Here is a 19,188-nt window from a genome sequence, read left to right as displayed (position 1 = left end):
TTGATGATCAGGGGCGAGTGGTGCCCCCGACGGCGCTGACGGCATCGCTGATGGTGCTGCCCGGGTGGGCTTCGCGGTAGGCGCGGACCTCGGCGGGGTCGACGTCACGCTCGGGGCGCCGGGTCGGGCGGCCGAGAGCGCTCTTGCCGGCCAGGAACGCCGAGGCGAGGGCGGCCACGATCAACAGCATCCCGACGGTGCGGTCGGCCGTGAAGAAGACGACCAGGGCGATCGCCGTCAGGGCGAGCGGGGCGAGGGCGCGGAGCCAGTTCGTCATGAGAAGCACTGCTCCTTGATCTGGGTGATGCCGATGAGCTCACCGGCGAGTGCGGCAGCGGCGCCGCCCAACGCCTTGACCTTCTCGTACGAGAAGCTCGCGCCCCACATGATCTTGGCCGCCTCGGTGACACCGCCCAGCTGCTTGATGAGCGCCTTGGCCTTGAGGATCTTCGCAGCGGGGAAGGCGGTCGAGGCGATGACGGTGGCGATGGCGCCGGCGCAGCCGAGGACGTTCGCCTGGAGGGTGACCTCTCCCCCGCCTGCGCTCGGGGCCGGGGCGTTCTCGGCGAGCCACTGCTGCGTGGCAGCGTCTCCGGCTTGGAGCACCGAATCGGGGATGCGTTCGATGATCGAGAGCGCCTCCTCCATCTCGGCCAGCTGTGCCTCGGTGGGGGCGGGCGCGGCTTCCTGGGGGGTCGCCGACACGGTCTGCGCCGACGAGGTCGGGGTCGGTGCGGCCTGCGCGGCCGTCGCCCCACCGAAAGCAAGGGCGATGCCCAGGGTGCCGGCGAGGAATGTGGTGGAGATCTTTCGGGTACAGGTCATTGGTCTGCGTCCTCTCGGTCGGATTCCGTTGGTGTACTGATCGGTCTAGAAAAACGCTAGAACGCCCTCGGCGAGCGATGCACGCCGATTGACGTGATCCTCAGGAATCTCCGCCGGGCGACGGAATCCGCGCGAACGAGACGGCCACCGCATCGGGGCTGGAGGCGGGAGGCGCGGGTCAGGTGACCTGCGCCTCCCGCGGCTGCGTTCCCTCCGCCTCGCCGGCACCGGGTGGGCGGTAGGTTCACCTCATGAAGGTCCTGGCCGGCATCGTCACCGCGCTGCTCGTGGTGTCGGTGCTGCTGGTGCTCGCGGTGCGGGCCGACCCGGACGTGCCGCTCGTGCTGTCGGGGTCCGACGCGCGCCTCCCGTACTGCACGACGTACGAGCCGGTGATCGTGGCCGACCTCACGACGGAGACGCTGCCGGCCTGCGCACCGCACGGGGTCGAGCTGCGCTTCCCCGACGGCTTCGTCATCGACCTGCCCGACGAGCCCGGCGCCGGCGGACGCCCCTCGGAACGCTACGACTACGGCTACGTCGACGTCGGGGCGTTCGGCATGTACGCGTCCCGGGCCGACCACGCCTGCGAGCACGTCGAGCAGTGGGGCACCCCCGAGGCCATCCGCCGCGTCACCGAGGCCTTCGGCGACGACTACGCCTGTGTGCCCGACCAGCAGTGAACCGCAGGAGGCGCGGGTCACGCGACCAGCGCCTCCTGCGGTCCCACAGGGTGGATGGCCTCAGCCACCCCCGTGCCGACGAGTGAGCTCGCGCGCGATGGCGAAGGCCACCCAGTCGGCGGGGCGATCGTTTCGCCAGGCGCCGGCGTGGAACGAGTTGACGGGAGCACCGGTGTCGCCCAGATGGATGGCGAGGCGGATGGCGACTTCCTCGACCTCTTTTGTCGGCCTCTTCTTTCGCCACGCGTTCATGTGCGCGCGTGCCTCAGGCAACAGTCGGCCGTTTGCGATGAGGTCGTCCACCCACTCGAGATCGACGTCGGGGGCAGTGTCGACGCTGCCCGTGACGACCTTTGCGTGAGTGCGCTCGAGCGCGATGCCGTGCGCATGGTCTCCCCCTCGCCAACTCTCCTCGTCGGTGGTTCTCGTCTTCAGACCGCCCTTGCCCTCGGCGATGCCGATATAAAGCACGCCTGACCGCAACGAATCTCCCTCTCGCGCACCATGCACCCAGCAATAGAGGCCAGCGCCGTCGGCGACTTCCTTGTCGCTGACGTTCCACACGACGCCGATGAGGCGAAGTCCGGCCTGAAGGGTCAGCGGCGTGATCAGTCGCAACGTGGTCTCGGAGAGAAGCGTCGACGGGGGCGCGAGCTCATCCGACTCCTCCGGAGTCGAGACCTCGTGGGAGGGAACGGCAGGCTCGGTCATCTCGTGCTTTCCTCACGTCTAGGGAGTCGGCCTCATCATCCCAGTGCCCGCAGCACGTGGGGCCCGGCGGCCGCACCCCCGGCTCACCCGTTCGGCGCGACGAGCACCTTCGCGTGCTGCGTCTCCCCGCTGTCCAGCTCCACGAGCAAGGCCGGCAGCTCGTCCAGCCCGACCGCCCCCGTGATGAGCGGTCCCGCCTCGACCGAGCCGTCGGCGAGCGCCCGCATCGCGCCGACGAAGTCGGAGTGCGTGTAGGCGAGGCTGCCGACGACGGTCAGCTCGCGGCTCTGCCAGTCGCCGTACGAGACCTCCGAGGTGGTCATCGGGTAGCCGAGCAGGGCGAGCGTTCCGCCGCGGCGGACCAGCTCGGCGCTCGACTGGAACAGCGAGGAGGCGCCGGTGCACTCGTAGAGGACGTCCGCGCCGAGTCCGTCGGTCAGCTCGAGGACGCGGGCGCGGAAGGCGTGGCCGGGAGCGTGGACGTCGGTGAAGCCGAGGCGGCGGGCGGTCTCGCGCCGCGCCTCCATGGGTTCGACGATGACGACGGCTCCGGCGCCGGCGTGGCGGGCGTGCTGGGCGGTGAGCAGGCCGATGGGTCCGGCACCCTGGACCACGACGACGTCGCCGAGGCGCTGGCCAGCGCGGCGGACGGCGTGGAAGGTGACGGCGGTGGGTTCGACGAGGCCGAGCTGCTTGTCGGTGAGGCCGTCGAGGGCGCGTTGGACGCGGCGTTCGTGAACGGTGACGTGCTGGGCGAAGGCTCCGTGGGTGGGGGCGTCGGGTGAGATGCCGTTGGCCTCGGCGAAGGCGGTGTCGCAGTGGTCGGGATGTCCGGCCCGGCACATGGCGCAGGTGCCGCAGGGCGGGCCGACGCTGGCGACGACGCGGTCCCCCACGGCAACCGTCGTGACCCGGCTGCCGGCCGCGACGACGGTTCCGGTCCACTCGTGGCCGAACACCGCGGCTGGGATGAGCCCGCCGGACGCCCACCCGTGGGTGTCGGTGGCGCAGACACCCGTGTACCGGATGCGCACCACGATCTGCTGCTCCCCCGGAGCCTCGAGGTCGACCTCGGCGAAGGCGACCGAGCGCTCGGCGTCGACGGTGGCGAAACGGGTACGGGCAGGGAGGTCGGTCATGCAGCCCAGGGTAGACGTGGGCGACAGGTGTCGCTCAATGGAACGACGATCTCGGGCTCGGAGGAACAAATACTGTTGAGATACGGAACCACCACCTAATTCGCGTGAGACGTGAGACGTGAGACGTGAGAACATCGCGCCCTTCGGCGTCTTCGCTAACTTTTGGCACGACTGCCCGAAGTTAGCTATGAAACCCTTGGCCCCATTTGCCTATATACGCAGACAGGCTTTCATGCGAGCATGCTGTCCATGTCCACTCGCATCTCGGAATTTACAGACTCCTATTCCGACGACATGATGTTCCTAACATCTCTCCGTCGCATACTTCTCCGCCACCCTCTCCAATCGTTCGCTCCCCTATTCCTCGATGCGACATTGTCGCGCCTCTATGCGGTGATGCTAGTTGGAAATGTAGAAAATGCCATTGCACAAGAATTTGATCGCAATAGTGAACCGAAACTCGACACGTACCTGAACGCGAATGTTGCGAACGCGACTAAGGTGCAAGCTCTTGAAGGCTTTCTTCAGGAGCGGTTGTCAGCCTCGGTTGACACATCGATTCTCGATGACTACTTGGCAATAAAGTACCTGCGGAATGGAATTATCCATTCGGACCAACGAACGGGCGCACAGGCTGAGTATATAAAATCTCATGGCTTTCCTATAGATAGCCGCGATCTGACCCTGGTTCACCTCAAACGAATGGCTAGAGTGGACCAGTCGATCACGATGTATTTTGGAATGTCGAGAATCATCGAAGTCCTGGGCGTTAACGCTGACTACAAGCCGGAAATCAATCTACCGAGCAGCCCGGTTGCAGAAGACGAGTCCGTTTCCGCGCCGTACTCCTTACGAGAGTTTGACCAAATCCATCGTCGCAATCTGCAGAACACCGCAGTCAGCTGGCAACGCTTCCGCTCCAAGTGTCCGCCCGATTCTGCAGGAACACTCGTCAGCAGACTCTGGTCCGGGGAACATGGTTCTGAGTCACTGGATGTGCAATCGTGGGGCGAATCGGCTGAGTATTCATGGAACCAGGTCGTCGGTATTGCTTCGGAATCTGGTCAACGATTGTTCAAAGATGCTGAGCACCGGGCGGATCAACTAGCCCGAATCCGATCTCTAGCCGTAGATGGGGCCTTCCCACGCGGCCCTTTGCCAGCGGACGCGTACCAGGCCATTTCTGAGGTCGTGTCGGCAGGGGAAGGCCCCGGCGATGAGGCCCTGTCTACCCTTTTCCAGGGTCACTCTCCCCTATCTGGTTCGCAACTCGTCGAGTCATACGCGTTGGGATACAAAGCGTATGACTTGACGACTTCACTCGGAGTCGACTGGATTTGGCCCGTGTTAACCCAAGGTGCAAGTAACAGCCGAATCGAGCTAGTTCTTGCGTTCATTGACCTCTGCGAACTTGGGCGGTCTTGGTACATGGCAATCGAGCATCACACCAGTTTTGAGCCAGAGAAATTGGAGACGCACCGTCGGGAAGTCATTGCGATGGGTGAGTAACTACTTCAGACAGCCACGGCCTGGTCCCGGGGCTGCAACAGCGACCGACCTCGGCGTCGTGCCCGGGATACCCCTCTACGGGGTTTCCCTCGTCGGCAACGACGAGACGTCGACGAGTGGACCGTCACGACGACGACCAACGAGACGACCGACGGAGGCCTCGACCTGGTCAGTGCCGTCTTCGCGACGGCCGTGCAGCCGGTCGCCTCCCCCACCGCCGTCACCAGTACGCAGGGAGCCGCGCAGACCCTGCCCGTCGTGGCCACCGCGGGTGACCCGCTTGTGCCGCTCGACCCCGCGGCCATCCGTCTCGACGCTCCCTCCGGGGCGACGGCGGATGCCGACGGCACGGTGGTGGTGGTCCCCGGTGAGGGACGCTACGAGCTCGACCGCACCGTCGGCACCGTGCTCTTCCGGCCCGAGCCCGCCTTCACGGGAACGGCGACGCCGGTGCCCTACGTGGTGACCGACGCGGCCGGAGCGAGCGCCGCCTCCACCCGGACGCCCTGGGTGCCCGAGGTCGCGAGGCCCAACACCTCGACCGGCGAGCAGGGCATTCCCCAGCGTCTCGCGGTGACAGAAAATGACGGAGGCGCGGTGCCGGTCTCCCCCGCCACCCTCCGTCTCGTAGACCCCTCCGGTGTCGGCGCCGCCACCGTGGTGGTGCCCGGTGACGGCACCTGGACGGTCGACGGTGAGGTGCTGGTATTCACGCCCGGGCCAGCCTTCGTCGGCGCGGCGACGCCGGTGTCGTACCGGGTGGACACCGTCGTCGGTGACACGGTTGAGTCGACGGCGACGCCGACGGTGACCGCCGCGCCGGTCGGGGCCGCCGACGCCGGTCCTGCCGGTGCCGGACGTCGTCGTGACGCCCCCTGCGGGCACCCCGGCGGTCTTCGACCTCCCAGCGGCCGTGCCCGACCTCGTGCCCGAGTCAGTCACCCTTCTCCTGCCGAACGAGACGCCCGACACCGAGGTCACGACTGACGACGGTACGTGGCAGGTGCAGCCCACCACCGGCGAGGTCGTCTTCACGCCCTCCCCCGCCCTCGTCGGCGACCCGGCCCCCCTCACCTTCGCCGCCGAGCGCACCGACGGCACCGCCGTGACGGGCCGCCTCGTGATCGACTACGTCGCGACGGCAGCTGGGCCGACACCGACACCGACACCGACGCCGGCACCCGCGGCCGGTGCGGACGGCTCTGGTGACGGCAGGGCCGCCGGGTTAGGGACCGTGGCGCTAGCCGCGCCCCTTGGTCGCCGTCAGGAGGCCTCGGCCTCGCCGGTGCCCTCGTCTACGGGGGCGGAAAACGCGGGGCTCTGGCCGCTCTGATGCGGCGATAGCCGGTACGGCTTCGAGCGCAATCTTCAGCCACTCGCCGACGCTTCTGCTTTGGCCACCCTCTAAACCTTGCGAGACCCGAGACACTTCAATATTTAACGCCTCCAGCAGGTGAAACGCCCTGCCTTCCCCGCGGGCAGCTCCCTTAACTAGATTCTCGCGTCAGTAGACCTTTGGTCGTCGCTCTTCACTCTGCCAGCAGTGATCGCGGCACTCACTGCGGGACTGGTTGTGGCCCTCTTCACGCTCGTTCCGAGCAGAACTGTGGTGACTGTCTAGCTAGGGTTTGGCTATGGAGCTAATCCCCGTTCATGTTGGATCAATCTCGCCTGAGGCCTGGTCCCGGACTGAAGCCCGGGCAGCCGAGTTGCGTCCTCCCATCGCGCCGTGGGTGCGCGACCGGAAACGTCCCCTGATAGCTAGAGCGGACATTGATTGGGATTCAGCTGGCCTCATGCCTCACTGGATACAGGCTGATTCAGTGGAATGCGCTGCAGCACTGGACCCAGTCGTCTACTACGCGCAGGGCGCAGAAGAATTCACTCGCTTCCGAGACGGCGCTAAAGGTCGAGGCGAAACAGCCCTTGTTGTAAGCACTGCGGGAATCCTGAACGAGGATGGCACGCCTGAGCCAAGATCACTGTTTGACGGTGACGACTCGGTCATGCTTGGCTCCGTTGACAGCTATATCGCGGGTGAGCTGCTGCCAGCGGGCGGGAAAGTGGGCCTCGCCGCGGACCTCAGCGAAGCTGACAAAGATCTAGCCCGTCGCCTTCAGAACACCAGCTCGATAAAACGGTGGTGGCGGCTTTCTTTGGTTGGGCCGAGCAAAGAGGACTGGGGAGGCCATCGGCAACTGCCGGCCGAAGGCACACTTGTGCCCATTCTTGAGACGGAACTTCACGAGCCTGTTGCGGCTGTCTGGCTGTCACCAGACGGTGTCGAACGACGCTACATCGTCCCCGCCCAAACACCGTGGCCGCTCATTCTGGATTGGCTCATGGCCCAAGCCCTTCCTGCCTATGTGCCAGAAGCCATGAGAAGGGCAAGACGTCACCTCTCCACCGATGTTGACCTAATGACCAACAGAGAACGCGAGCTGCATGCGGCTCTGGCTGCCCTCAAGTCGCACTACAGGGATCAGGAATCGAAACTGTCAGGGGAGCTGGCTTCTGCGGAGCAGGAGGCAAGTTCCACGCGTGATGGCCTCCTTTACGGCACCGGGGACCAACTCGTGGCTGCGGTGCGAACCGTTCTAGAGTCTGCTGGTCTGACGGTGGTAAATCTTGACGATGTACTAGGTGGAACCAAAAACGCCGATCTCCTGGTGACGTCGGCAAATCGCTCACGTCTTGTCGAGGTGAAATCTGCCGGCGGTAAGGCCACAGAGCGGGCCTACGACGATCTCGTGAGACACCTCACTGCATGGCCTCACCTGACTGATTCGGTGCCGGTGGAAGGTGGCGCGTTCGTGATCAATCACGAGTACAAGCGGGTCCCCGGCGACCGAGAACACCAGCCGTACCAGCGTCCCGAATTTCTGCAAGCTGTAACTGAGCCCATCGTGACCACGCTTGACCTTTTCGACGCCTGGCGCCAAGAAGATAGCCACCGCATTCGCTCTCTTTTCTTCAGAACCGGCCCCGACGCGGGGCAGCTCGAGAATGCAGATCGAGCAGCATCCCCCGAGTCGCCCCCTTGCAGCACGTCACAAACTATTTAGAAGGCTGCGACCCTAGATGCCCTGCTGCCGACAATTCCTGGGTCCTAAGCGATCGGTTGGACAGCTAAAATTTATACTCGGCCACTGCCTGCGGTGTTATTTCTGCGTGGGCGCCGTCAAGGGCAACAAAACGAGCGTCTCGCACCCAACCTTCTTCCTTATCCGCAGGAGCAGACAGTTCTCGCAATTGAGGATCGACTCGATCTAGGAAGGTCGCAAGCCATTGCGGCCCTGTCTCGTCAAATGCGTTCCACGGCGGATTGGATCGGTCAATTCCAGTCATCATGTCGACGCCATTTACAGTCAGGTCAATCTGCAGACCCAGGGCGTCGTTCTCTGAGTTGTACACCCTCCAGCGCACAAGACTTGGGCTGTGTGAATCGACGTACTTTTGAAGGTTGGGGACGTACACCACTTCCGTATCTGGGCCTAGTAGCCCTCGAACGGTGTCGGCGACCTGCTCATCTGGGTTGATGACTGTCACTACGTTTGGCTGGGCTGAGGAGGCCACCCACTGGCGGGCGACTAGGTCGCCAGCGGGAAAAGAGTACCCAATGACCAGGAGCTCGTCCGAAGCACGTAGCGCTTTGGCCCCCGATGCCCATTGCGCCTGCAACGATCGGTTTGAGAAGTAGGGGCCCTTCGAAAAAGTTGGCGGCACGATCAGGGGCAGTAGGTCGTCGTACAGATGCCGGTAGCGCGGCGCCCGATCGTGTCGTGGATTTGCTGGGGTTCCCCAAGACCGACCGTCTGACGTCATGACGATGGGGTCATTGGGCGGCCCACTCAGGCCCCCAAATGACCAGTTGGTGGAGCCGTGAAGCTTGTAGATAGTTGGAATAGGACCTCTGGGCTCACCCGGTCCAACAGACAACCCCGAACCCGCTGCCGAGCGCACGGTGAGTGGGGCGCCGTACAAGTCTGCCCAGGTCTGTGCCCGCCGAAGAACAGTCAGTCCTCGCTCTACGAGCGTGTCGTAATTGAACGTGAAAATGGATGCCTCAGCATCAGAGACACCCCACAGAAAGCGCAGCAACCACTCCGGAGGCTCTTGGGTGATGACAAGGCTCTCTGCGCGACGAATCTCCTGATCGATTCGGTCGGAAACTTTCAGGAACATGGACTTGTTTACGAAGTTATCTGCCGCTGTCAACCACGGTTGATCAACCGAAAGGAACGACATCCACTGTTCAAGGTCGTTGCCGAAGCGAGCCAAGGGAAGGAGGTCGAGACTGTCGTCCTTCGCTACCTCAACAACCAGTTCGCCCATGGTGGGCATGTAGTCCGAAATAGCTCGGGAAAATCCGGACCCGAGAATGACTGATGTTGTTGCCACGAGCTACCTCTCTCATTCATCGATATCCTGGTCCCCCAGGTTGGCAGAACTACGAGGCGCCGCGTCGAACATCCCGTGGACCGTTGAATGGGCGACTCAAGACAGCTGCGCGATCTCGCTCGTCGCGTGGGCGCCAGTACGGTGCAGCGCCCCCAGCGGTCAGGCCATCAGCGGCAGCGGCAGCGGCTTTTCTGCGCGCCCAAGTAATTTGTCATCGTTCGACATCCCTCCACATGTCAGCTCCTTTACGGTGGCTGGCGCGGACAGGAGAGAAGCGTCGAAAGCCTATGGTTGTGGGACAACTTGTCGGTAGCCTGACGCTCATGGTGACTTTTACTCCAACTTCGGTTCCCCTTGCGCAATTACTTCTCGACCCCAACAATTTCCGTTTCAGTGCGCCCGGTCAGGCAGCTGCAGTAGCGGAAGCTCGTTTCGGCGAAGACAAAGTGCAGTCAGCAACTCTCGAAAAAGTTAATCAGGACGGGGTTGGCGAACTTAAGCTATCCATTTCGGAGAATGGGTTCGTTCCGGTTGAGCGGATCGTCGTTCGCGCGATGAACTCCGCACCCTCTGCAATCGTGGACGGCGAAACGGACGCCGAGGCGGTGGTTCGGTACATCGTTGTGGAGGGAAACCGGCGGACTGCGGCACTTAAGTTGCTCGAGCAAGAGCATGCGGGTGGTTTGGACCTACAAGCTCGAGTGACTGATGTCTTCGCGGCGGTGCCGGTCCTCCTCGCCGAAGATGCGTCTAATGATGACATTCTCGCGATCATGGGAATCCGGCACGTGGGAGGCCTGAAGGAGTGGGGAGGTTATCAAAGCGCTTTGCTTGTTTATCGACTCATGAGCCAGCCCGGGCTCACCGCTCGAGATGTTGCATCACGCCTTGGGCTGACAGTGAATGAAGTGAACCGACGATACCGGGCATTTTCGGCATTGACACAGATGATGGAGGATGAGGAGTTTGGCGACAACGTTTCCCCGGAGATGTACGCCATATTCCACGAAACGGTTGGCCAGCCGAACGTGCGTGACTGGCTGGGATGGTCTCAAACGGATCGCCTGTTCAAGGACGAGGATCATCGGGAACTTTTTTACGGCTGGCTTACAGGGGAGGGTTCACCGAAGATCCGCAGCTACGGCGATATCCGAGAACTCAAAGTAATTCTCGAGAATGACGATGCTCTCGTCGCACTCAAGGACGACGACCAAAGTCTCAGCGACGCCATAGCTATTGTCCGTGCCGATGCAAAGGCTGTCCGATGGTTGCCGAATGTGAAATCGGCCTTGACCTCGCTGAACGACATGGGTTCAGGCACCATCGAGTCACTCGATGACAACGACATTGAGTTCTTAGAAAAACTGAAAAATCGAGCGGATTGGATCATGAAGGCTCATCAGGCCGGCGCGGCTGGATCAAATGACGAGAATTAAACCACGAAGTCTTCTTGTTGGAATGATCAGCGCGTTTGCCGCCGATGCGCCGCCACGACTGCTTCATGAGGTTGTAGCCGAAGTAATGTTCACGGCCGGGCACGCGACAGATTTCGATGAAGCCCTAGAGCTTGCAGACCCCCTCCTTGGTGAAATCCGCGCGCTTGTTATCGAATATCAAGCTGACTCCGAGAGACGGGGTCTGACTTGGCAGTTCGAACTCTATGGCTCGAACGACGAGTACCTGAGGGGAGCGTCCGCCGCCGATCCAACGCTCTCGGAGGCTGAGCGCCAAACTCGTGCAAGGCGTGCGCACGCAAGGACAATCCGGACGACGCTGACCAGTCTGACCGCCCCAGAGTTCGAAATCGCGTGCACCGGAATTCTGAGAATCATGGGCTGCGCTGATCCGCACACTTCATCGCAGGGAAATGATGGCGGTATTGATTTCTACGGCCGACTCGAGCTGGAGGGTCGTCTCGACAATTTCTCGACATATGGCGGGTTCGACCGTCGGGTTGGACTTTGGCTAATCGGACAGGCGAAGCATTACCCAACGCGAAACATCCAAACGGCACACATTCGAGAACTGGTGGGTTCAGTCGAACTTGCTCGAACTAAAGGAGCGATTCACACGTGGCCAGGCCTACATCTTCGGCCCTTCGACGCTGTAATACAAGTATTTTTCACAACGGGTGATTTCTCGTCGGGGTCAAACAAGCTCATCGATAACTCTGGACTAGTGGCCATGAATGGTGACCAACTGGCTACGTTCCTTGCCGATGCAGGGCTGGGTCTGGATAGCACCAACACAACATTTACGGAGTCGAAATTTCGCATGGATCTGGGTCTGTAGAAAGAGCACTACCAGTTCGCCTACCCCTCAGAAATCGACCTAAACCGAGGGCTGCAACGCAACATCGGGCGCGCACTCGCGCAAGAGTCCGCGTCAACGAGCTTGAAAGCTATATCTCAGGATCTTCAGCGCGACCTGGATCGCACACCAGCCGCCCCTATGCCGCTTGCGGGCGACGAGGCCGATTCCGGTGTCGGGCTTGCCGTCGCGGTCGGGCCAGTCCTGCCACAGCCACACCTCGTCGAACCGGGCCGTCCACGTGGGGTCCGTCGTCAAGAACACCCTCGTCAACCGCTCGAACAAGCGCCCCTTCGTCCGAGTGTCCGGCGCGATTTGCGCGTACTCGGCAAGCAGGTCATGGATCGACGTCCTTGTTAGTGCCCCTCATCACAGCAAACACACTCAGAACCACCGGGTCGGCACGAGCACCTCCGATCGTATCCGCCCGACCGAGCCACCCTGGTTTACCGGAGCACGTCTGCGGCCGGTGGCGACGACTGCTCCCAGACCGCCGCGTACGGTGCCCTGACCTCACTCCACAGCGCCTGACGTGCAGCATCCTCATTCATGAAAATGGCGTTATCCGGAGCGAGGACGACAAACTCGTGGGGGATGACTCGCCCAGCACGGTCCCTGCGTCCATCGGGATCGGGAAAACGCACCGCCAACGTTTTTTCGCGCCTCCTGAAGGTCTTTGGCATGCTTTCCGTCCCGGCGAACGCGTCCTCGTACACCGCGATCGGGTTGACCAGGCCGGCCGTGTGGAGGAAGCGGAAACCCCATGTTTTCCCGCGGGTAGCCCAGAGGAAGTTCACTTCGGACTCTCGATCAACACCTTGTCGTCGACGGCTTGCTTGAGTTCGAGGCGGAAGCCGAGAAGTACTGCGGTCAGGAACTCGTGCCGGGCTTTCGCCGTGTTGTAGGCGTCCTCCAGCTTGTCGCGGCTGTGATCGAGCAAAGGGTCTACGAGGAACGGCAACGCCACCGTGATGAGCTTCAGCGGGCCCGGCAGCTTCACTTTGGTCGCGATGAAGGCGAGGACCGGACCTGACCGGTCCAGTAGCTCCTTCGCCACCTTGTTGCTACGTCGCATCGCCCCTGCCCACCGCACGTATCGGGAGAACGGCAGCATTGCAGCGATCGGCAGCATCAACTTGACACCGACCTGCTGGTCCACGTCGATCTTCCCCGGCTCGAAGTGCGCTGAGGACAGCAGGACGAAGTCCTCGCCCAGCGAGAAGGCTTCAGGCTCCTCGACGAACGCCGAGAGTTCTTCGTGGAGCAGCGTCATTTCCTGGCCGGCCTTCTCCACTACTAGGTCGCGAAACCGCGTCACGTCCATCTCGGGCAGTAAGTCTGCCTTCGACAGCCCGAACAGCCAGACCCGGGGGAAGCGCGCCAGCCGCTTCCCATCGGGCAGTAGCTCGCCGCGCACCTTCGAGACATGGGCGATGTAGTTCGTCAGCAGCGCTTTCAAGTACCGCTCTTCCTCGCCAGTGTTGTCGACCAGCCGCTGCGCATCGACAAGCAGGACGGCCACGTCTGAGCCGATCAGCGTCTGGAACGTCTCGCCCCGACGGACGAGTTCCTCCGCGGTGGAGGGATCTTCCTCGAACCATTCCCCGGGGTAGTCGTGCCAGACCAGCCTTAGTTCCTCAGCCGCCGGATTCTTGCCCTTCCTACCTGTCATGGGGCGACGTGTGATCGAGAACACGTACCGGGTCGCGGCAAAGCGAGTCGACTCAGGAGCGACGCCGGAGTTCCTCATCCCAAGAAAGTTCTGATGCAGCCGATTTCTCTGCGCCGTGTCGTCCGCCGTGATCTTGTACATACTGTCCTGCACGAACGCGGGCTGCTGCGCAGCACCGTAGAACGACGACAGCAGCACAGTCTTCCCACTACCCGACTCACCGAACACGGCGATCTGCTGTTCCCGAGCAACCTTCGACGGCTTCATTCGTCGAACTTAGACGAGGCCCGCCGCGTGCGGCTCAAGACCCCATCGCGGCATCGCCAGCGCACAGTAATTCGGGTCGGCAGAATCTCGGCACTTGCGACCGTTCGTCAACGATTGCCCAGGCCTCCCCACGGTCTGGATTGGACCATCGCTGCGGGTGAGCTCGGCCTCGGTCAGCTCGCCCTCCTCGGGCTTGTGAGCGAGATCGCCGTGTACGCCTCAGGTGCTCGAAGCAAACGCGCGCTTGCCGTGTTGGTATTCCTCACTCGCCGCCCGCCTTCTCCTTAGGCCGACGAGTTCTTAGTGAGATCGTGTCCGGATGGCACGCTGTTGCCATGACGAATACCTCCCGGATGTCACCACGCATCGAGGCATGGCTGAAGTTCATCGAGGGACGGGAAAGTCACCCGCATCGCTTGGACTCGTTCGAGGTTGATAGCGAGTACCAAAAGGAGTTCCAAGCCGTGTACGGGATTTGCGTCCAAGCCATCCGCTACGCCGGCTCCTACGCCGTCCTGTATCGACTCGGTCGCTCGCGCGAAGCAGTTGCACTCGCCCGGCAGGCCCTTGAGTACGCTCTGACTGCCCAGTGGGCTCATTTCGAAGCAACAGGCCCGGAGCAGCTCATCGACAGCTACCACCACACTAGGAATCGGACATTTCGTGCGGTCACCGAGTATCTCGGGACGCCTCGGGAGGAGGTCGAAGAAGCTCTTCGATGTATGACGACACAGGGTCGAAAGCTCCCCCGGGTCGCAAGCATGATTGAAGCCATTGACTACCGGGGGATGTTCCGCACCACGTACTTGCAGCAGTCACAGATTGTTCACGTGACAAGCGAGACCGTCACGGCGTTCATGGACATCAATGGTGCCGGCCAGTTCGATCTCCTAAGCGAGGCGGACGACCCCTATCCGACTCAGACGGTGCAGTACACGGCAATGGCCACCATGTTCGCGTCATGGGTCCTTGAATCGCTTCGAGTAGACACGCCAGGCCTTGCCGAGCTTGACCGGTTGTCCGACGAACTGACTCTGCCTCTTAACATTCGCGCTCGAAAGGACGAGGACACTCCCAGTACTGAAGCCGCTAAGGACAGTTGACAACCGAGCAGGCCTGCTCAGTGTGGCTGCGCCTCCAGGCGTCCGGTAGGCGACCGTTCATCGGACACCTCAGATACAAAGGCTCGGCCCGCTCAGCTGCAGGTCAGATTGTCGCCTTCCGTCAAAAGCGACAAGCTAGTCAGCATTTCGACAAACTGAATCGCAAACGACATGGAGACTCAGCTGGGCATGTCCACGAAGCGCGAGAACATGCCGTGGAACGCCACCGTGATGGTGTCGGTGGGGCCGTTGCGGTGCTTGGCGACGATGAAGTCGGCCTCGCCCTGGCGGGGGTTGTCCTTCTCGTAGGCCGACTCACGGTGCAGCAGGATGACCATGTCGGCGTCCTGCTCGAGCGAACCGGACTCTCGCAGGTCGCTGATCGCGGGCTTCTTGTCGGCACGCTGCTCGGGGCCACGGTTCAGCTGCGACAACGCGATCACCGGCACCTGCAGCTCTTTCGCCATCAGCTTCAACGCACGCGAGAACTCCGACACCTCTTGCTGACGGCTCTCGACACGCTTGCCCGACGTCATCAGCTGCAGGTAGTCGATCACCACGAGCTTGAGGTTGTGCTGCTGCTTCAGCCGACGGCACTTCGCCCGGATCTCGACCAACGTCATGTTGGGGGAGTCGTCGATGAACAAGGGCGCATCGTTGATCCGCCCACGCACCTGCGCGATGTTCGTCCAGTCACGCGCGTCGACCGTTCCCTTGCGCATGTTCTGCAGCGGCACACTCGACTCGGCCGACATCAGACGCATCGCGATCTCGCTGCGCCCCATCTCGAGCGAGAAGAACACCGACGCCTGCCCGTGCTTGATCGACGCCGCCCGCGCCAGATCGAGCGCCAACGTCGACTTACCGAGCGCCGGTCGCGCCGCCACGATGATCAGCTGACCCGGGTGGAACCCGTTCGTCAGGGCGTCGAGCTGCGCGAAACCCGTCGGCACACCCGTCATCTGACCGTCACGACCCTTGGCCGCCTCGATCTCGTCGATCGCGACCGTCACCGCCTCGTTCAGCGGCACGTAGTCCTCGGTCTGCACCCCACCGGCCACGTTGTAGACCTCGGCCTGCGCGTTGTTGACCAGGTCGACGACCTCGCCCTCGCTCGCGTAACCCATCTGCACGATGCGCGTGCCGGCCTCGACCAGACGGCGCAGAACCGCCTTCTCGGCGACGATCGACGCGTAGTACCCCGCGTTCGCCGCAGTGGGCACGACGCCGGTGAGGGTGTGGAGGTACTCCGCGCCTCCTGCCCTCGACAGGTCGGCGGACTTCATCAGCTCGTCACTGACCGTGATGACGTCGGTGGGCTCGCCGTGCGAGTACAGCCCCAGGATCGCGTCGTAGATGACCTCGTGCTTGGGCACGTAGAAGTCCATGCCGCGGACCGTCTCGATGACGTCGGCCACGGCGTCCTTGCTGAGCAGCATGCCACCCAGCGCGCTCTGCTCGGCGAGCAGGTCGTGCGGCGGGACGCGGTCCATGTTGACGGGGCCACCACGGTCGCGATCGCGGGCGTTCGACGCATCGGGAGCGAGACCGAGATGGGCGATCGACATGGGTCCTCCAGCGAGAATCGGGTGGGTGCGGGGCAGCACCGAAGACGCTCAAGGCAGTTGTACGACAGACCCCCGACATCCCCCTGCCGAACCGCCGTGATCCACCCCTGACGAGCGCGGGTACACCCTATGGACACCGAGTTCTCCACAGCAAATGCACCTGTGGATAACTCTGGGGAGAACAGGTGAGCAACGCCGGACAACCCTGGGGAGAACTGTGGATCGTGCTGTGGACAACGAGATACTTCAGTCGAAATAGGTCCTTCTGACCTGGGGTTTCGTCATTCCACACCTGTGTGGAGAAAATTGTCTAAACCGGGGGTTGAGACATCCGATTTGACATCCGCCTGTGCACAAGGGATTTGACTTTCGGGCTTCTCAACCGATAGCGACGCAGCGCGCGTTCAGCTTCCCGTAACCCCCGAAGGGGGGCCTGCGAAGAGGCTGGTCAGGGCGGTATCGGGGGCCGGCACCGCGCCTCCTGCCGGCCCAGGACGACGAAGAACCCCGTTCCGTGCGATGCACCACGAAGGTTCGGGGTTCATCGCACGGAACGGGGTTCGAGGGGGAGGAGGGGCCTCAGAAGGGGACGCCGCAGCGCAGCACGACGTTGGCGTACGGGGTCGCCTCGCCCGTCCGGACGAGGAGGCGCGCCCCACCCGAGAGCCGCTTCAGCTCGTCGTGCGAGACGTAGGCCACGTCGTCGAACCGGGACGTGATCTGCGCACCCGCGGGGGAGTCCTGGCTCTCGTCCGCAGCCGTGCAGGCCTCGAACACCACGTCGGCGGTCAGAGCGTCCAGCACGTCGGCGAAGGCGGGCAGGCCGTGGACGACGGCGAGGTCGACCACGGGGACTCCGGGGGGCAGGGGGAGTCCGCAGTCGGCGACGACGACGAGGTCTCCGTGGCCGAGACCGCTCACCGCGTGGTTCAGCTGCGCGTTGAGCAGGCCGCCGCGCTTCACGAGGTCACCGCAGCAGCGGCAGGCAGCTCGTCCTCGAGCGTCGGGTACGACGCCTGCGTGCCCACACCCGTCACCGAGAACGCCCCGACGCGCACGGCGTCCTGAGCGGCCTCGAGCAGCGACGAACCCGCGGCCAGCCCGGCGGCGAGGGCGCCGACGAAGGCGTCTCCGGCTCCGGACGAGTCGACGGCCGCCACCTTCGGCGAGGCCACCAGCACGGTGCCCGACGCATCGGAGACGATCGCGCCGGCGGCACCGCGGGTCATGACGACCGAGGTGACTCCCTGGGCGCGCAGGGAGGCGACGACCGACTCGTCGTCGACCCGCGCCTCCTCGGCTTCGGAAAGCTGCTCAGCAGCCCACGCGGCCAGCAGCAGCCGGCCCTCGTGCTCGTTGACGACCAGCGGATCCGCGGCCTTCACCACGTCCGCCGGCACGTCGATCACCGGGGCGAGGTTGAATACCACGCGCCCTCCGGCGTGCTGGACGGCGGCGGCGATGCCGTCCACGGGGATCTCTCCCTGCAGGACGACCACCGCGGCATCGGCCAACGCGCCCGCGTGCCCGACGACGAACGACGCCGAGACGGCACCGTTCGCCCCGGGGACGACGACGATCGTGTTCTCGCTGTCGCCTCCGACGCTGACGATCGCCAGGCCGGTGGGCCCGGGGACGGTGTCGACGCCGCTGACGTCGACACCGCTCGAGCGGAGGTGGGGCAGGGCGTCGTCGGCCCGTCCGTCGTCGCCGACCGCACCGATCATCACGGTGCGGGCGCCGCGCCGGGCCGCGGCGACGGCCTGGTTGGCGCCCTTGCCGCCGGGGGAGAGGGTCATCGACGAACCGATCAGCGTCTCGCCGGGCAGGGGCAGGCGGTCGACGGTCACGACCTGGTCGACGTTGATCGACCCGACCACCACGACCGTGCCGGCGCCCTGCGATTCAGAACCACTCATTCGGTGAAGTCACCCACGTTCTCCTTCGTGACGGTGATGACCTCGACGGCCTGGTCCGAGGGGCCCTCGTCGCCGCTGCCACCGTTGACGGCCTTGACGGCCTGGTCGACCGCGAGGGCGCCGAGCTCGGCGGGCTGCTGCGCGATCGTGCTCGAGAGCGTACCGGCCTCGATGGCCTTGAGGCCGTCCTCGGTGCCGTCGAAGGCGGCCACCTGGACGTCGGTTCCGGCGCGCGAGCCGAGCGCCTGGATCGCTCCGAGGCCCATCTCGTCGTTCTCGGCGAAGACGCCCACGGCGTTCGGGTGCGCCTGCAGCAGGTTGGTGGTCACGTCGAGCGCGGTGGCGCGGTCGAAGTTCGCGGTCTGCTGCGCGACGACGGTGATGTCGGGGTAGGCCGAGATGCCCTTGGTGAAGCCCTCGCCGCGGTCGCGGCTGGCCGAGGTGCCCGCGACGCCCTGCAGCACGATGACCTCGCCCTTCTCGCCGATCGCCTCGGCGAGGGCCTTGGCGGCCTGCTCGCCACCGGCGACGTTGTCGCTCGCGACGAACGAAGCGACGTCGGCACCGTTGACCGCGCGGTCGACGGCGACGATCGGCACGTCGGCCTCGTTGAGCGCCTTGGCGGCGGGGCCGGCCGCGTCGCTGTCCACGGCGTTGAGGATGACGGCGTCGGCGGTCGAGGCCGCGGTCGCCAGCTGGTTGGCCTGGGTGGCCGAGTCGTTCTGCGCGTCGACGATCTCGAGGTCGACGTTCTGCTTCTTCGCCTCGGCGGTCGCGCCGTCGCGCAGCTCGACGAAGAACGGGTTGTTGAGGGTGCTGAGCGACAGGACCACCGTGGGGCGGTCCGCCTCTCCGGCGGGAGTGCGGTTGCAGCCGGCGGTGCCGGTCGCGACCAGGGCGGCGATCGCCGTGACGGTGGCGGCCTTGCGGAACGAGGTCAACTTCATCGTGTGTCCTTCGGGTTGGGTTGGGTGGAACGGAAAAAGAGGGAGGCGCGGGTCGACTGCCGAGCGCCCGTCGCCGTGGGCTGCGCGGCAGCCCCAGGGCCGGGCCCCGCAACTGCCGCCGCCCCGCTGAGACG

The 19,188-nt window shown here is 63.8% G+C and carries 20 protein-coding genes; 8 read left to right on the top strand and 12 right to left on the bottom strand.

Going from position 1 to position 19,188, the window contains the following annotated elements; all coding sequences use genetic code 11:
* Positions 1 to 7 precede the first annotated feature (7 nt).
* Complete coding sequence (locus tag SZ60_RS09320; RefSeq protein WP_043595356.1) at positions 8 to 277, bottom strand: hypothetical protein; 270 nt, start codon at positions 275 to 277, stop codon at positions 8 to 10.
* Positions 274 to 825 carry a hypothetical protein gene (locus tag SZ60_RS09315; protein WP_052505280.1) on the bottom strand — a complete coding sequence of 184 codons (552 nt, stop codon included), beginning with the start codon at positions 823 to 825 and terminating at the stop codon, positions 274 to 276. Before SZ60_RS09315 ends, SZ60_RS09320 begins: the two co-directional genes overlap by 4 nt.
* Before the next feature lie 251 nt (positions 826 to 1,076).
* On the opposite strand from SZ60_RS09315, the gene SZ60_RS09310 reads away from it, so the two are divergent.
* Positions 1,077 to 1,508, top strand: coding sequence for a hypothetical protein (locus SZ60_RS09310; protein ID WP_043595355.1), 432 nt, complete (start codon positions 1,077 to 1,079; stop codon positions 1,506 to 1,508).
* A 60-nt stretch (positions 1,509 to 1,568) separates the two neighbouring features.
* Here SZ60_RS09310 and SZ60_RS09305 read toward each other — a convergent pair whose 3' ends face one another.
* Positions 1,569 to 2,219 carry a hypothetical protein gene (locus tag SZ60_RS09305; RefSeq protein WP_043595353.1) on the bottom strand — a complete coding sequence of 217 codons (651 nt, stop codon included), beginning with the start codon at positions 2,217 to 2,219 and terminating at the stop codon, positions 1,569 to 1,571.
* A gap of 83 nt (positions 2,220 to 2,302) precedes the next feature.
* Positions 2,303 to 3,358, bottom strand: a complete 1,056-nt coding sequence (locus SZ60_RS09300) for a zinc-binding dehydrogenase (protein WP_043595352.1) — start codon at positions 3,356 to 3,358, stop codon at positions 2,303 to 2,305.
* 249 nt (positions 3,359 to 3,607) lie between these two features.
* Between SZ60_RS09300 and SZ60_RS17220 the strand changes: the two genes are divergently transcribed.
* The 4 genes from SZ60_RS17220 to SZ60_RS17215 all read left to right on the top strand — a co-directional run bounded on the left by SZ60_RS17220 (position 3,608) and on the right by SZ60_RS17215 (position 7,932).
* The gene (locus SZ60_RS17220; protein WP_156155560.1) at positions 3,608 to 4,867 is read left to right on the top strand and encodes a hypothetical protein; all 1,260 of its coding nucleotides are present in this window, start codon (positions 3,608 to 3,610) and stop codon (positions 4,865 to 4,867) included.
* Positions 4,868 to 5,059: 192 nt separating this feature from the next.
* Positions 5,060 to 5,854: a hypothetical protein gene (locus SZ60_RS09295; RefSeq protein WP_043595351.1), complete on the top strand. Its 795-nt coding sequence runs from the start codon at positions 5,060 to 5,062 to the stop codon at positions 5,852 to 5,854.
* Positions 5,781 to 6,200, top strand: coding sequence for a hypothetical protein (locus SZ60_RS17860; protein WP_369700702.1), 420 nt, complete (start codon positions 5,781 to 5,783; stop codon positions 6,198 to 6,200). The genes SZ60_RS09295 and SZ60_RS17860 overlap by 74 nt, the downstream gene beginning before the upstream one ends.
* Before the next feature lie 490 nt (positions 6,201 to 6,690).
* Positions 6,691 to 7,932, top strand: coding sequence for a hypothetical protein (locus tag SZ60_RS17215; protein ID WP_156155558.1), 1,242 nt, complete (start codon positions 6,691 to 6,693; stop codon positions 7,930 to 7,932).
* A gap of 64 nt (positions 7,933 to 7,996) precedes the next feature.
* Here SZ60_RS17215 and SZ60_RS16890 read toward each other — a convergent pair whose 3' ends face one another.
* Positions 7,997 to 9,268, bottom strand: a complete 1,272-nt coding sequence (locus SZ60_RS16890; RefSeq protein ID WP_156155557.1) for an SIR2 family protein — start codon at positions 9,266 to 9,268, stop codon at positions 7,997 to 7,999.
* 323 nt (positions 9,269 to 9,591) lie between these two features.
* Here SZ60_RS16890 and SZ60_RS17210 point away from each other — a divergent pair, with 323 nt between their 5' ends.
* Both SZ60_RS17210 and SZ60_RS16885 read left to right on the top strand, forming a co-directional pair.
* Complete coding sequence (locus tag SZ60_RS17210; RefSeq protein WP_156155556.1) at positions 9,592 to 10,704, top strand: ParB/Srx family N-terminal domain-containing protein; 1,113 nt, start codon at positions 9,592 to 9,594, stop codon at positions 10,702 to 10,704.
* A gap of 22 nt (positions 10,705 to 10,726) precedes the next feature.
* Entirely contained in the window at positions 10,727 to 11,560 is an 834-nt protein-coding gene (locus SZ60_RS16885; protein WP_197073537.1) for a restriction endonuclease, read from the top strand.
* 93 nt (positions 11,561 to 11,653) lie between these two features.
* Here SZ60_RS16885 and SZ60_RS09275 read toward each other — a convergent pair whose 3' ends face one another.
* The 3 genes from SZ60_RS09275 to SZ60_RS09265 form a co-directional block, all read right to left on the bottom strand.
* A complete protein-coding gene (locus SZ60_RS09275; protein WP_197073536.1) occupies positions 11,654 to 11,836 on the bottom strand; it encodes a hypothetical protein in 183 nt (60 codons plus the stop codon).
* 188 nt (positions 11,837 to 12,024) lie between these two features.
* On the bottom strand, positions 12,025 to 12,375 hold the full coding sequence (locus SZ60_RS09270) for a hypothetical protein (RefSeq protein WP_043595345.1): 351 nt from the start codon (positions 12,373 to 12,375) through the stop codon (positions 12,025 to 12,027).
* A complete protein-coding gene (locus SZ60_RS09265) occupies positions 12,372 to 13,517 on the bottom strand; it encodes a hypothetical protein (RefSeq protein WP_043595343.1) in 1,146 nt (381 codons plus the stop codon). The genes SZ60_RS09270 and SZ60_RS09265 overlap by 4 nt, the downstream gene beginning before the upstream one ends.
* A gap of 335 nt (positions 13,518 to 13,852) precedes the next feature.
* Between SZ60_RS09265 and SZ60_RS09260 the strand changes: the two genes are divergently transcribed.
* Positions 13,853 to 14,620 (top strand): hypothetical protein, encoded by a 768-nt coding sequence (locus tag SZ60_RS09260; protein ID WP_043595341.1) that lies wholly within the window; start codon positions 13,853 to 13,855, stop codon positions 14,618 to 14,620.
* Positions 14,621 to 14,799: 179 nt separating this feature from the next.
* Here SZ60_RS09260 and dnaB read toward each other — a convergent pair whose 3' ends face one another.
* From dnaB to SZ60_RS09240, 4 genes are all read right to left on the bottom strand, one after another.
* Entirely contained in the window at positions 14,800 to 16,188 is a 1,389-nt protein-coding gene (gene dnaB / locus SZ60_RS09255; RefSeq protein ID WP_043595340.1) for a replicative DNA helicase, read from the bottom strand.
* A 579-nt stretch (positions 16,189 to 16,767) separates the two neighbouring features.
* A complete protein-coding gene (rbsD, locus tag SZ60_RS09250) occupies positions 16,768 to 17,151 on the bottom strand; it encodes a D-ribose pyranase (RefSeq protein WP_043595338.1) in 384 nt (127 codons plus the stop codon).
* Complete coding sequence (locus tag SZ60_RS09245; RefSeq protein WP_043595336.1) at positions 17,148 to 18,107, bottom strand: ribokinase; 960 nt, start codon at positions 18,105 to 18,107, stop codon at positions 17,148 to 17,150. Before SZ60_RS09245 ends, rbsD begins: the two co-directional genes overlap by 4 nt.
* Entirely contained in the window at positions 18,104 to 19,054 is a 951-nt protein-coding gene (locus tag SZ60_RS09240) for a substrate-binding domain-containing protein (protein ID WP_043595335.1), read from the bottom strand. Before SZ60_RS09240 ends, SZ60_RS09245 begins: the two co-directional genes overlap by 4 nt.
* Positions 19,055 to 19,188 lie beyond the last annotated feature (134 nt).

Origin of the sequence: Frigoribacterium sp. MEB024, from assembly GCF_000878135.1 — a bacterium.
GTDB lineage: Bacteria > Actinomycetota > Actinomycetes > Actinomycetales > Microbacteriaceae > Frigoribacterium.
Note: the sequence above shows the minus strand (reverse complement) of the source record. Positions and strands in the feature narration are given on the sequence as shown.